Annotated in this window: 1 protein-coding gene; it reads right to left on the bottom strand. The window is 77.8% G+C overall.

Annotated elements, in window-relative coordinates:
- Positions 1 to 257: hypothetical protein (locus GT042_RS11575; protein WP_161308629.1), on the bottom strand; the 257-nt coding region annotated here is incomplete at both ends.

Below are 257 nucleotides of genomic sequence, written 5' to 3'. Positions count from 1 at the left end.
CGGCGGACTCCCCGCGACGGCGGCGCCTGCGGCGGCCCGCCGGCTCGGGAGCGGCGACGGGCTCGGCCGGGGCCGCGTTCTCCGTCGTGTCCGTGTCGTGCGTGTCGAGGATGTCCTCGTCCTCGTCGATGTGGTCGTCGAGGTCGTCGTGCCCGCGCGTCCCGGCGGCGGCGGCCATCGCGGCGGCCGTCTCGGGGGTCTGGAACATCGGCTCGGTGAAGACCGGGGCCTGGAAGACGGCCACGGCGGGCCGCGCG

Origin of the sequence: Streptomyces sp. SID3212 (assembly GCF_009865405.1) — a bacterium.
In the GTDB taxonomy this organism is placed as follows: Bacteria; Actinomycetota; Actinomycetes; order Streptomycetales; family Streptomycetaceae; genus Streptomyces.
This window is presented reverse-complemented; position numbering and strand designations above follow the sequence as displayed.